The sequence below is a fragment of the Serratia sp. (in: enterobacteria) genome, from assembly GCF_052400455.1.
Taxonomy (GTDB): domain Bacteria; phylum Pseudomonadota; class Gammaproteobacteria; order Enterobacterales; family Enterobacteriaceae; genus Serratia; species Serratia ureilytica.
The window spans coordinates 2,718,559-2,731,580 of record NZ_CP185812.1 but is presented as its reverse complement, the minus strand read 5'-3'; the positions used below and the strand labels follow the sequence as shown (position 1 = coordinate 2,731,580).

Genomic DNA, 13,022 nt, shown 5'->3' with positions numbered 1-13,022 from the left:
CTTTTTATCAGGTACAGTGTGGGATTTTGCGGCGTCGGGTGGAAGGTTTTGTTTACGCCATGAATAAAAATCACGCAGCCATACTTCTGGGGCATGGGTGAATAGCAGGCAGGATCAACAACTTGCGTTCAGGTTGAGCAGTTGGGCAACCAAAAGAAAAAAATCTGTTGATCTCTTGCCAGACTGCCGCAATATAAAAAAAGAGACACGAATTGCCGCGGCACGGCGAGATAAAAGACTTCTTTTTAGAAGAAATAAATTAGGTAAAGGTAAATATGGGTAAAGCTCTCGTAATAGTTGAGTCCCCGGCAAAAGCCAAAACTATTAATAAATATTTAGGAAGTGACTACGTGGTGAAGTCCAGCGTCGGTCATATCCGTGATTTGCCGACCAGTGGCTCAGCCAGCAAAAAGAGCGCTGACTCAACCGAAGACAAAGCCAAGAAAAAAGTTAAAAAAGATGAGAAGGCAGCGCTGGTAAATCGCATGGGCGTCGACCCTTACCACGGCTGGAAAGCGCATTATGAAATCCTGCCGGGTAAAGAAAAAGTGGTCGCCGAGTTAAAATCGTTGGCGGAAAACGCCGACCACATTTATCTCGCAACCGACCTTGACCGCGAAGGGGAAGCCATCGCCTGGCACCTGCGGGAAGTGATCGGTGGGGATGACAAACGCTTTAGCCGCGTGGTGTTTAACGAAATCACCAAAAACGCGATCCAACAGGCGTTCAAACAGCCGGGCGAGCTGAACATTGACCGCGTCAACGCGCAGCAGGCGCGCCGATTTATGGACCGCGTGGTGGGCTATATGGTCTCGCCGCTGCTGTGGAAAAAAATCGCCCGCGGCCTGTCCGCCGGCCGCGTGCAGTCGGTGGCGGTGCGCCTGGTGGTTGAGCGTGAACGCGACATCAAGGCGTTCGTGCCGGAAGAGTACTGGGAGCTGCATGCCGATCTGCTGGCGAAGGGTGACACCGCGCTGCAGATGGAAGTGACCCATGCGCACGACAAACCGTTCAAGCCGGTCAACCGCGAGCAGACGCATGCCGCGGTCAAGTTGCTGGAAAAAGCCCGCTACACGGTGCTGGATCGCGAAGACAAACCGACCAGCAGCAAGCCGGGCGCGCCTTTCATTACCTCCACGCTGCAACAGGCCGCCAGCACCCGCCTGAGCTTCGGCGTGAAGAAAACCATGATGATGGCGCAACGGCTGTATGAAGCCGGTCACATCACCTATATGCGTACCGACTCCACCAACCTGAGCCAGGATGCGCTCAACATGGTGCGTGGCTACATCGGCGACAACTTCGGCGATAAATACCTGCCGAAGGCGCCGAATCAGTACAGCAGCAAAGAGAATTCACAGGAAGCGCACGAAGCCATCCGTCCTTCGGACGTGAACGTGCTCGCCGAACAGCTCAAAGACATGGAAGCGGACGCGCAGAAGCTGTATCAGCTGATCTGGCGTCAGTTCGTCGCCTGTCAGATGACGCCGGCGCAATACGATTCCACCACGCTGACGGTGAAAGCCGGCGATTATCAGCTGCGCGCCAAGGGCCGTACGCTGCGCTTTGACGGCTGGACCAAGGTGATGCCGGCTCTGCGCAAAGGCGATGAAGATCGCACGTTGCCGTTCGTCGAAATCGGCAGCGAGCTGGATCTGCAGAAACTGGTCCCGAGCCAGCACTTCACCAAGCCGCCGGCGCGCTACAGCGAAGCCTCGCTGGTGAAAGAGCTGGAGAAACGCGGCATCGGCCGTCCGTCCACTTACGCCTCCATCATCTCGACCATTCAGGATCGCGGTTATGTGCGGGTGGAAAGCCGCCGTTTCTATGCCGAGAAAATGGGTGAGATCGTCACCGATCGCCTGGAAGAAAACTTCCGCGAGCTGATGAACTATGACTTCACCGCGCGCATGGAAGACGGCCTCGATGAGGTCGCCAACAACCAGGCCGAGTGGAAAGCGGTGCTGGACGAATTCTTCGTCGACTTCAGCGAGCAGTTGGAAACGGCGGAGAAGGATCCGGAAGAAGGCGGCATGCGGCCTAACCAGATGGTGATGACCAGCATCGACTGCCCGACCTGCGGCCGCAAGATGGGCATCCGTACCGCCAGCACTGGGGTCTTCCTCGGCTGTTCCGGCTACGCGCTGCCGCCGAAGGAACGTTGCAAAACCACCATCAACCTGGTGCCGGAAGCGGAAGTGCTCAACATCCTCGAAGGCGACGACGCGGAAACCAACGCGCTGCGCGCCCGCCGCCGCTGCCAGAAATGCGGTACGGCGATGGACAGCTATCTGATCGACAACCAGCGCAAGCTGCACGTCTGCGGTAACAACCCGGCGTGTGACGGCTATGAGATAGAAGAGGGCGAGTTCCGTCTGAAAGGCTATGATGGCCCGGTGGTGGAGTGCGACAAGTGCGGCTCGGAAATGCACCTGAAAATGGGGCGTTTCGGCAAGTACATGGGCTGCACCAACGAGAACTGCAAAAACACCCGCAAGATCCTGCGTAACGGCGATGTCGCGCCGCCGAAGGAAGATCCGGTGCCGTTGCCGGAGCTGCCGTGCGAGAAGTCCGACGCCTATTTCGTGCTGCGTGACGGCGCTGCCGGCGTGTTCCTGGCGGCCAACACCTTCCCTAAATCGCGCGAGACCCGTGCGCCGCTGGTGGAAGAACTGGCTCGCTTCAAGGATCGTCTGCCGGAGAAACTACGCTACCTGGCCGATGCGCCGGTGGCGGATGCCGAAGGCAACAAAACGCTGGTGCGTTTCAGCCGTAAAACCAAGCAGCAGTACGTCTCCTCTGAAAAAGACGGCAAGGCGACCGGTTGGTCCGCGTTCTACGTGGACGGCAAGTGGGTCGAAGGCAAGAAGTAAGGCCGATGTCCTGACCGCAAGATGAAAAACCAGCCCTGGCGGCTGGTTTTTTTATTGGTGAAAAGGGGCAAACGGATCTATCCTTTGCTGTTTTTATCCCTCCGACACTGCCGTTTCACGTTGATACCCATGCAAAATAATCGTTATCATAGTGTGACGCGGATCTATACTTGAAGCTGCATCGTGGTATAGTGGTTATATAAAAAGTTTTTTTATTATTAAAGCTTATTAACAACGGCGTTTTCTTCACCATCAGGGTAGAACACGGGGTTTATGGCTTGTGAGTTTCAGCATACCGGGGCGACACCGATATACCTGGCTGCGGGTAAGCCGCAGTGTTTAACCTAGGATGGTATAAGATATGAAATTGCAGCAGCTTCGTTACATTGTGGAAGTGGTTAACCACAACCTGAATGTCTCCTCGACGGCAGAAGGGCTCTATACCTCTCAACCCGGCATCAGCAAACAGGTGCGCATGCTCGAAGATGAGCTGGGCATCCAGATTTTCGCCCGCAGCGGCAAGCACCTGACCCAGGTCACCCCGGCCGGCCAGGAAATCATTCGCATCGCGCGTGAAGTGCTGTCCAAGGTAGACGCCATCAAGGCCGTCGCCGGTGAACACACCTACCCGGACAAAGGCTCGCTGTACGTCGCCACCACGCATACCCAGGCTCGCTACGCCTTGCCCAACGTGATTAAAGGCTTCATTGAGCGTTACCCGCGTGTCTCGCTGCACATGCATCAGGGCTCGCCGACGCAGATCGCCGAAGCGGTCTCCAAGGGCACCGCTGATTTCGCCATCGCCACCGAAGCGCTGCACCTGTATGACGATCTTATCATGCTGCCGTGCTACCACTGGAACCGTGCGGTGGTGGTGAAGCCCGATCATCCTTTGGCGGGCAAAAGCAGCATCAGCATTGAAGAACTGGCGGCTTACCCGATCGTCACTTACACCTTCGGCTTTACCGGCCGCTCGGAGCTGGACACCGCCTTCAACCGCGCCGGCCTGACGCCGCGCATCGTCTTTACCGCCACTGATGCCGACGTGATTAAAACCTATGTGCGTTTGGGATTGGGGGTAGGGGTGATCGCCAGCATGGCGGTGGATCCGGTGCAGGATCCGGATCTGGTGACGGTGGATGCGCGCGATATCTTCACCTACAGCACCACTAAAATCGGCTTCCGCCGCAGCACCTTCCTGCGCAGCTACATGTACGACTTCATTCAGCGCTTCGCGCCGCACCTGACGCGCGACGTGGTCGACAGCGCAGTGGCGCTGCGCTCCAACGAAGAGATTGAAGCGATGTTCAAGGACATCAAGCTGCCGATTAAGTAATCGTTGACGATATCAAATCAAACCCGGTTAGGCGCCTGCCAAACCGGGTTTTTTTAGCCCGGAAACCCGCACCTTCCTTGTTTCTCAGGATCATCCTGAAAAGCCGCTGCGCTCTTTTCAACCCGTTAGCCTCTAAGTAGACTGCAAAACGTTCGGATAATTGAATATGGAAATTCAACGTTATGCAGATATGCAGGCTTAACTACGCTGATTTATCGAGTGATTTCCAGATCCTTCGGGATGCGCTGCTAAGGCGTAGAAAGGTGAGAGTGCCTGGAGGTCGAGGGCTGATGGCGTACGGTCGTATAGATGTTCAAGGCGAGCCTGATTACAGTAAATGCGTGGTATCACAATGAAAAAAAGTCTCTGGATTGTTCTGTTCTTGTTGCTAACCCTTTTGTTGTTGCGCTACCTGCCAGACGGAATTTTCGACAGCTTCGTTTCCAACAACATAGAAATTAACGGTGATGGTGAAATAGGGATGAATAATTTCGACTCGGCTGTCATTGCCATTAAATTGGGTGTCTCTGCCATCATTGCTGCAGTTGTGCTCACAGTATGTCGCCGCCTGGTGCGCAAACCCCGCTAAAGCCGCGAGATTTTCCCTGCCAAAACGCCGCCTCGTTGCGGCGTTTTCGTTGACGCGTGGCCTAACCCCTTGGCTGCGCTCGCACTTCCTTCTTCTTGATTGTTCTCACCTATCGCTGTGATCAAATCGTGTTGTTATCAAAACGTTAACTTATCTTTGTGGTATCTTTAAACAAGACCTCACTGATTACCCTGTTTTAATCACAATAAGAAATGGAGGAGCTATGTCGTCCGATCTTCGTGAAACAAGTCTGGATAAGCTGGTTGCGCTGAATAGCGAATATTACTACTACAGTCTGCCGCTGGCGGCGAAGCAGCTGGGTGATATCGACCGGTTGCCGAAATCAATGAAAGTGCTGTTGGAGAACCTGCTGCGCCATGTGGATGGCGATACCGTGCAGGTTGACGACCTCAAGGCCATCGTCGCCTGGTTGCAAACCGGCCATGCTGACCGTGAGATCGCCTACCGTCCGGCGCGCGTGCTGATGCAGGATTTTACCGGCGTTCCGGCGGTGGTGGATCTGGCGGCGATGCGTGAAGCGGTGCGGCGGCTGGGCGGCAATGTCGACCAGGTGAACCCGCTGTCACCGGTGGATCTGGTGATTGACCACTCGGTTACCGTCGATGAATTCGGCGATGACAACGCCTTCGAAGACAACGTTCGTATCGAAATGCAGCGCAATCACGAGCGCTACACCTTCCTGCGCTGGGGGCAGAAAGCCTTCAACCGTTTCCGCGTGGTGCCGCCGGGCACCGGCATCTGCCACCAGGTCAACCTTGAATATCTCGGCCAAACGGTGTGGCACAGCGACGAAAGCGGTCGCCGCGTGGCCTATCCGGATACGCTGGTGGGCACTGATTCTCACACCACCATGATCAACGGCCTGGGCATTCTCGGCTGGGGCGTCGGCGGTATCGAAGCGGAAGCGGCGATGCTGGGCCAGCCGGTGTCGATGCTGATCCCGGACGTAGTCGGCTTTAAGCTGACCGGCAAGCTCCGCGAGGGCATTACCGCCACCGACCTGGTGCTGACCGTCACCCAAATGCTGCGTAAGCACGGCGTTGTTGGCAAGTTCGTCGAGTTTTACGGCGACGGCCTGGCCGATCTGCCGTTGGCGGACCGGGCGACCATCGCCAATATGTCGCCGGAGTTCGGCGCCACCTGCGGTTTCTTCCCGGTAGATGACGTCACGCTCGGCTACATGAAACTCAGCGGCCGCAGCGCTGAACAAATCGCGCTGGTGGAAGCCTACGCCAAGGCGCAGGGCATGTGGCGCAACCCGGGGGATGAGCCGGTATTCACCAGCTCGCTGGCGCTGGATATGTCGACGGTCGAGGCCAGCCTCGCCGGGCCGAAACGCCCGCAGGATCGCGTCGCGCTGCCGAATGTGCCGCAGGCGTTCAAGGCCGCTACCGAGTTGGATATCGGCGGCCACAAGACCAAGGCAGACAGCAAACCCTTTACGCTGGATGGGCAGCAGCACGAGCTGCACGACGGCGCGGTGGTGATCGCGGCGATCACCTCCTGCACCAACACCTCCAACCCGAGCGTGATGATGGCGGCCGGCCTGCTGGCGAAAAACGCCGTCAAGAAAGCGGCTGCGCAGCAAGCCTTGGGTAAAAACGTCGTTGGCGCCGGGTTCCAAAGTGGTGACCGACTACTTCGACAGCGCCAAGCTCACCGCTTATCTGGAAGAACTGGGGTTCAACCTAGTGGGATATGGCTGTACCACCTGTATCGGCAACTCCGGGCCGCTGCCGGATCCTATCGAGCAGGCGATCAAAGAGGGCGATCTGACCGTGGGCGCGGTGCTGTCGGGCAACCGTAACTTCGAAGGGCGCATCCACCCGCTGGTGAAAACCAACTGGCTGGCCTCACCGCCGCTGGTTGTGGCGTATGCGCTGGCGGGCAGCATGAAGATCGACCTGACCAAAGAGCCGCTGGGCGAGGGCAATGACGGTCAACCGGTCTACCTGAAGGACATCTGGCCGAGCAGCCAGGACATTGTTCAGGCGGTGGAAGAAGTGCGCACCGAGATGTTCCACAAAGAATACGGCGAAGTGTTCGATGGCGACGCCAACTGGCAGGCGATCCAGGTGACCGGTTCGGCGACCTATCAATGGCAGGAGGATTCTACCTATATCCGCCATCCTCCGTTTTTCAGCACCATGAAGGTGAAGCCGGATCCGGTGCAGGACATCAAGGACGCGCGCATTCTGGCGATTTTGGCCGATTCGGTGACCACCGACCACATCTCGCCGGCGGGCAACATCAAGCGCGACAGCCCGGCGGGGCGTTACCTGAGCGAGCACGGCGTGGCGCCGCAGGACTTTAACTCCTACGGTTCGCGCCGCGGAAACCATGAAGTAATGATGCGCGGCACCTTCGCCAACATCCGCATCCGCAACGAAATGGTGCCGGGTGTGGAGGGGGGCTATACCCGCCATATTCCGTCGCAGCAGCAACTGTCTATCTACGACGCCGCCATGCAGTACCAGCAGGAGCAAGTGCCGCTGGCGGTGATCGCCGGTAAAGAGTACGGTTCCGGCTCCAGCCGCGACTGGGCGGCGAAAGGGCCGCGCCTGCTGGGCGTGCGGGTGGTGATCGCCGAATCCTTCGAGCGTATTCACCGCTCCAACCTGATAGGCATGGGTATTTTGCCGCTGGAGTTCCCGCAGGGCGTGACGCGCAAAACGCTGGGGCTGACCGGGGACGAGCAGATCAGCGTCGGCGGCCTGCAACAGCTGCAGCCGGGCCAGACGGTGCCGGTACATATCACCTATGCCGACGGGCGCAAGGAGGTGATCGACACCCGTTGCCGCATCGATACCGGCAATGAGCTGACCTACTACGAAAACGACGGCATCCTGCACTACGTAATCAGGAAAATGCTGTAAATCGTGCAGTAAAAAGGGCGCCGCAAGGCGCCCTGATTGTTTTCACCGTGGCGGCGATCACTTCTGGTCGAGCAAATGGCCCATTTTGGCGGCCTTGGTGGCCAGATAGTGTTCGTTCTTCGGGTTGCGGCCGACGATCAGCGGCACGCGCTCGCTGATATTGATACCGGCTTCGGTCAGGATCTCGACCTTTTTCGGGTTGTTGGTCAGCAAGCGCACCGCGTCGACGCCCAGCAGTTTGAACATGTCGGCGCACAGGGTGAAGTCGCGTTCGTCGGCGGCGAAGCCGAGCTGATGGTTGGCTTCCACGGTGTCTGCGCCCTTATCCTGCAGGGCATAGGCGCGGATCTTGTTCAACAGGCCGATATTGCGGCCCTCCTGGCGATGATAAAGCAGGATGCCGCGGCCTTCTTCGGCGATCTGCTCCAGCGCGGCTTCCAGCTGAAAACCGCAGTCGCAGCGCAGGCTGAACAACGCGTCGCCGGTCAGACATTCGGAATGCACGCGTGCGAGCACCGGCGCTTCACCGGAAATATCACCGAAAACCAGCGCCAGATGATCGTGCCCGGTCGCCAGTTCTTCGAATCCTACCATCAGGAAATCGCCCCAAGGTGTCGGCAGTTTAGCCTCTGCCACCCGTTTAAGCTGCATGTCACTCTCCACAAAAACCTACGATTCAATCATTGTCGCGCATCCTAAGTCCGGTCAGTGCATTGACCAAGACTAAAACGTGCTACGCCGATCTCTATTTCGTTAATTATCGGCTATTTTGCCACAACTTCTTGCCGGGCGGTGCTCAGCAAACCAGCAGATGGCGTTTTCTGGCCACCTATTATTGCGATAGGTTGTCTATCTGTTTAATTTTTCGCGTGTTATCAAGATTGCACTCTTGTTACACTGCAGCCTGATTCACGCAGAGGAAAACGGGAATGTATGAGATAGCAAAACGCACGGCGGGCGGCGCGTTGCTGCTGCTGTTGATGCCGCTGGCGGTCTGGGTATCCGGCTGGCACTGGCAACCCGGCGGCAATGACCGGCTGCTGAAAGCGCTGTACTGGGTGACCGAAACCGTGACCTCGCCGTGGGGCATTCTGACCAGCGCGATCCTCTGCGGTTGGTTTTTGTGGTGCCTGCGCTTTCGGCTGAAGCCGGCTATCGGTCTGGCGATGCTGCTTTTCGCCGCGCTGGTGATTGGGCAGGGCGTGAAGTCGTTGATCAAGGATCGGGTGCAAGAGCCGCGTCCTTTCGTGGTGTGGTTGGAGCAAACCCACGGCGTGGACGGCAAGTATTTCTACTCGCTGCAGCGCAAAGAGCGCAGCGCGCTGGTGCGCGAGCAACTGCAAGACCAGACGCTGGTGCCGAGCTGGCTGCGCAAGCACTGGCAGTTTGAAACCGGCTTTGCTTTTCCGTCGGGGCACACCATGTTCGCCGCCACCTGGGCGCTATTGGGCGTAGGGCTACTGTGGCCGCGCCGCCATTACAAAACCGTCGCGATCCTGATGGTGTGGGCGGCCGGGGTAATGGGCAGCCGCTTGCTGCTGGGCATGCACTGGCCGCGCGATCTGGCGATGGCCACGTTGATCAGCTGGTTGCTGGTGGTGATCACCTGCTGGCTGGCGCAGCGCTGGTTCGGTCCTCTGACGCCGCCGCCGCAAGAGCAGCAGGAAATCGCGGCGCGCAAGCCGGAGAAATGAACGTTATGTGACCATGTCACAAAAATCGCGGCGCCAGATCGGCGCCGCATTAACCGCTTACATTTTCCCGCCATTGCAATCCGCGCCGTCGCCCCCATATCCTTATAAATTCGACGTTTTGAGAAGCTTTCTCATCAATTTGTTCGTTAAAGCCGTTTACTGCCGAATATGCCAGCAGATATGTGGTTTTATCGTGCCGCAGGGTTTCCCTGCCGCAACGGGAAATGCTAACTTAAGGGTTAGGGACGCCACGTTTTGGCATCGTTCATCCGATTCACTCGGCATCGCGGGAAAGAATGTGAAATATTTGCTGATTTTTTTGTTGGTTCTGGTGATCTTCGTGATTTCCGTCACCTTGGGTGCGCATAACGATCAGGTGGTCAATTTTAACTATCTGGTTGCGCAGGGCGATTATCGCGTATCGACCCTGTTGGCCACGCTGTTTGGCGCCGGTTTCATTCTCGGCTGGATCATTTGCGGTCTGTTCTATCTGCGTACGCGCATTGCGCTGGGCCGCGCCGAGCGCAAGATCAAAAGGCTGGAGCTGCAGCTTGAGCAGCCCGCTGAACCGGCGGCTCAGGCCGTTGTCAGCAAGGAATAACCCTCTATGTTAGAACTGCTGTTTCTGTTGCTGCCCGTGGCTGCCGCGTACGGTTGGTACATGGGGCGCAGAAGCGCTCAGCAGGATAAACAGCAAGAAGCCAACCGCCTGTCGCGTGAATACGTGGCAGGGGTGAACTTTCTGCTTTCAAACCAGCAGGATAAGGCGGTCGATCTGTTCCTCGACATGTTGAAAGAGGACAGCAACACCGTTGAGGCCCACCTGACGTTGGGCAACCTGTTCCGCTCGCGCGGCGAAGTCGACCGCGCTATCCGCATCCATCAGGCCTTGATGGAAAGCGCTTCCCTGACCTTTGAGCAGCGCCTGTTGGCGGTGCAGCAGCTGGGCCGTGACTATATGGCCGCCGGGCTTTATGACCGCGCGGAAGACATGTTCAGCCAGTTGACTGACGAAGCGGATTTTCGCGTCTCGGCGCTGCAGCAATTGCTGGTGATCCATCAGGCGACCAGCGACTGGCAGAAAGCGATCGACGTGGCGGAAAAGTTGGTCAAGCTGGGCAAAGAGAAACAACGCGTCGAGATCGCGCACTTTTATTGTGAACTGGCGCTGCAGGCGATGGGCAGCGACGATCTCGATCGGGCGATGAGCCTGCTCAAGCGTGCGGACGCGGCCGATAAACAGTGCGCGCGCGTGTCCATCATGTTCGGGCGCATTTACATGGCGCAAAACGATTACGCCAAAGCGGCGGAGTCGCTGCAGCGCGTACTGAGCCAGGATAAAGAGCTGGTCAGCGAAACGCTGCCGATGCTGCAGGAATGCTACACGCATCTGCCGGAACAGCAGCACAACTGGGCTGATTTCCTTAAGCGCTGCGTGGAAGAGAACACCGGCGCAACCGCCGATCTGATGCTGGCCGAAATCATCGAGCAGCACGAAGGGCGCGACGTGGTGCAGGTCTATATCAACCGTCAGCTGCAGCGTCACCCCACTATGCGGGTGTTTTATCGGCTGATGGATTATCACCTGGCGGACGCTGAAGACGGCCGTGCGAAAGAGAGTCTGCTGTTGTTGCGCGATATGGTCGGCGAGCAAATTCGCACCAAACCGCGTTACCGCTGCCACAAATGTGGCTTCACCGCGCACTCGCTCTATTGGCATTGTCCGTCGTGTCGCGCCTGGTCATCGGTTAAACCGATCCGCGGTCTGGACGGACAATAGCGTGGCGGCGAGACAAAACAAAACGGGGCGATTGTTCGCCCCGTTTTTTTATGTTCATCGCTTACTTTTTCTTGCCGCCTTTAGCGCCGGTTTTCAATAGCTGACGCAGCTTCTTCAGCTCTTTCTGGCTCAGAGGCTGTTCGATTTCTTCTTCGGTGCTTTGATTGTCGATCTCGCCGTGGTGCAGGTCGTCCGTTTTCTTGGCCGGTTTTTCTGCCTTGACGACGGGCGCGTTGAAGCTGCTTTCCAGGCGCTGGCACACTTCCACGCTCAATGAAAATTCGTTTTCAGCGGCTGCGGCGCGGATTTTCTCCTTCAGTGCCAGAGGAATTTTAATGGTAAGTGTTGATATCTCGCTCATTTTGAAAGCCTTTCTGCAGGAAGATGCCTTCAAGCTAAGCCACTGGCGATCGGGTGTCTAGTGTGTAATAAAAATTTAATATTTTTGTAACAATAAAGAGCGGGGCAAAGGCGGGTTTTTAAGCGGGAAACAGAGGCAGGGCCCGAAATCTCGGGCCCTGTACCGGAAACCTTATTTGTAGATGATCGCGGTGCCGCTCAACATGTTGTTACCGCCGGCGGAGATAATGCGGTAGCTGCTGGCGCCCTGAGCATCTGCTTTAGCGGCCAGTTTTTTCTCCAGGCTGCTGAGGGTGGTTGCGTGGCCTGCGGAAACGACGCCGGTCGCGGTCAGGCTATCGGCCTGCTGGCTGTTGATCGGCTCAGCGGCCAAAGTGGCGAAAGAGGTCAGTGCGATAGCGGCAGCGGCTGCAAAATATTTGATGGTTTTCATGGGTGACTCCAGTCTGTTTATTTAGGAAGGAAGCCATTCGCTTCCGATGTGGTGAATAATAAAGCATCTGGGCCGATTGAAAATCTGATAATGCTGAGCAAGTGGTTCAAAATATTTGATTGATAATTTACGCATCTTTACGGCGTTTTACGCTGCGTGGTTTATTGCTGACGCGCTTACGTTGACGCGCCATGACAAAGACGCAAGGTAACATGACAGAGCGCCGGTGCGCGCTGTGGCTGGGATTTCTGGCCCCTGGCATGTAGAATGCGGCGGTCAGTTTCGCGGGTGAGTCCCTGATTATCTCCATTTTACAGAAGGTAGAAGAAATGAAGTCTGAAAATAACGCTAATAACAATGACTTAAAATCATCTCCAATCGTTGTGGCGTTGGATTACGCCGATAAGAACGCTGCGCTGGCGTTCGCCGACCGTATCGATCCGCAAGACTGCCGGCTGAAAGTGGGCAAAGAAATGTTCACGCTGTTTGGACCGCAGCTGGTGCGCGATCTGCACGGGCGCGGCTTCGACGTATTTCTTGACCTGAAATTCCACGATATTCCCAATACCACGGCGCATGCGGTAGCCGCAGCGGCCGAGCTGGGCGTTTGGATGGTCAATGTGCATGCCAGCGGCGGCGCGCGCATGATGACCGCCGCTAAAGAAGCGCTGGTGTCATACGGGGCGGATGCGCCGCTGCTGATCGCCGTCACGGTGCTGACCAGCATGGAAGCGGAAGACCTTCGCGGCATCGGCATCGAGGCCAGTCCGGCAGAACACGCCGAGCGCCTGGCGCGCCTGACCCGCGACTGCGGGCTGGACGGCGTGGTGTGTTCGGCACACGAAGCGCAGCGCCTGAAGGCCGCCTGCGGGCAGGTTTTCCAACTGGTGACGCCGGGGATCCGCCCTGAAGGCAGCGCGGCGGGCGATCAGCGTCGTATTATGACGCCGGTGCAGGCGCAGGCCGCCGGCGTGGACTATATGGTGATTGGGCGTCCGATCACCCAATCTGCGGATCCTGCCGCGACGCTGCGCGCGATCCGCGCCTCTTTGGCCTGAGG

General features: G+C 57.2%; 10 protein-coding genes and 1 pseudogene. 8 read left to right on the top strand and 3 right to left on the bottom strand.

Annotated elements, in window-relative coordinates:
- The first annotated feature begins 275 nt into the window (after positions 1–275).
- The 4 genes and pseudogenes from topA to acnA all read left to right on the top strand — a co-directional run bounded on the left by topA (position 276) and on the right by acnA (position 7,695).
- On the top strand, positions 276–2,873 hold the full coding sequence (gene topA, locus ACORQT_RS13185) for a type I DNA topoisomerase (protein ID WP_164057220.1): 2,598 nt from the start codon (positions 276–278) through the stop codon (positions 2,871–2,873).
- Positions 2,874–3,234: 361 nt separating this feature from the next.
- Complete coding sequence (gene cysB / locus ACORQT_RS13180) at positions 3,235–4,209, top strand: HTH-type transcriptional regulator CysB (RefSeq protein ID WP_004930690.1); 975 nt, start codon at positions 3,235–3,237, stop codon at positions 4,207–4,209.
- 352 nt (positions 4,210–4,561) lie between these two features.
- A complete protein-coding gene (locus tag ACORQT_RS13175) occupies positions 4,562–4,798 on the top strand; it encodes a hypothetical protein (protein WP_049866682.1) in 237 nt (78 codons plus the stop codon).
- Between the two features lie 223 nt (positions 4,799–5,021).
- Positions 5,022–7,695 (top strand): annotated as a pseudogene (gene acnA / locus ACORQT_RS13170) (aconitate hydratase AcnA).
- 57 nt (positions 7,696–7,752) lie between these two features.
- On the opposite strand, the gene ribA reads toward acnA, so the two are convergent.
- Entirely contained in the window at positions 7,753–8,346 is a 594-nt protein-coding gene (ribA, locus tag ACORQT_RS13165) for a GTP cyclohydrolase II (protein ID WP_019452695.1), read from the bottom strand.
- A 278-nt stretch (positions 8,347–8,624) separates the two neighbouring features.
- Here ribA and pgpB point away from each other — a divergent pair, with 278 nt between their 5' ends.
- The 3 genes from pgpB to lapB all read left to right on the top strand — a co-directional run bounded on the left by pgpB (position 8,625) and on the right by lapB (position 11,169).
- Positions 8,625–9,389: a phosphatidylglycerophosphatase B gene (pgpB, locus tag ACORQT_RS13160; protein WP_042784666.1), complete on the top strand. Its 765-nt coding sequence runs from the start codon at positions 8,625–8,627 to the stop codon at positions 9,387–9,389.
- Between the two features lie 298 nt (positions 9,390–9,687).
- The gene (locus ACORQT_RS13155) at positions 9,688–9,990 is read left to right on the top strand and encodes a LapA family protein (protein WP_033643257.1); all 303 of its coding nucleotides are present in this window, start codon (positions 9,688–9,690) and stop codon (positions 9,988–9,990) included.
- 6 nt (positions 9,991–9,996) lie between these two features.
- The gene (lapB, locus tag ACORQT_RS13150) at positions 9,997–11,169 is read left to right on the top strand and encodes a lipopolysaccharide assembly protein LapB (protein WP_015378034.1); all 1,173 of its coding nucleotides are present in this window, start codon (positions 9,997–9,999) and stop codon (positions 11,167–11,169) included.
- Positions 11,170–11,230: 61 nt separating this feature from the next.
- Here the strand turns inward: lapB and ACORQT_RS13145 are convergent, their stop codons facing one another.
- A complete protein-coding gene (locus ACORQT_RS13145; RefSeq protein WP_108680864.1) occupies positions 11,231–11,530 on the bottom strand; it encodes a hypothetical protein in 300 nt (99 codons plus the stop codon).
- A 171-nt stretch (positions 11,531–11,701) separates the two neighbouring features.
- Complete coding sequence (gene bhsA, locus ACORQT_RS13140) at positions 11,702–11,962, bottom strand: multiple stress resistance protein BhsA (RefSeq protein ID WP_033643254.1); 261 nt, start codon at positions 11,960–11,962, stop codon at positions 11,702–11,704.
- Positions 11,963–12,291: 329 nt separating this feature from the next.
- Here bhsA and pyrF point away from each other — a divergent pair, with 329 nt between their 5' ends.
- Positions 12,292–13,020 (top strand): orotidine-5'-phosphate decarboxylase, encoded by a 729-nt coding sequence (gene pyrF, locus ACORQT_RS13135; RefSeq protein ID WP_108680862.1) that lies wholly within the window; start codon positions 12,292–12,294, stop codon positions 13,018–13,020.
- The last annotated feature ends 2 nt before the right edge of the window (positions 13,021–13,022 follow it).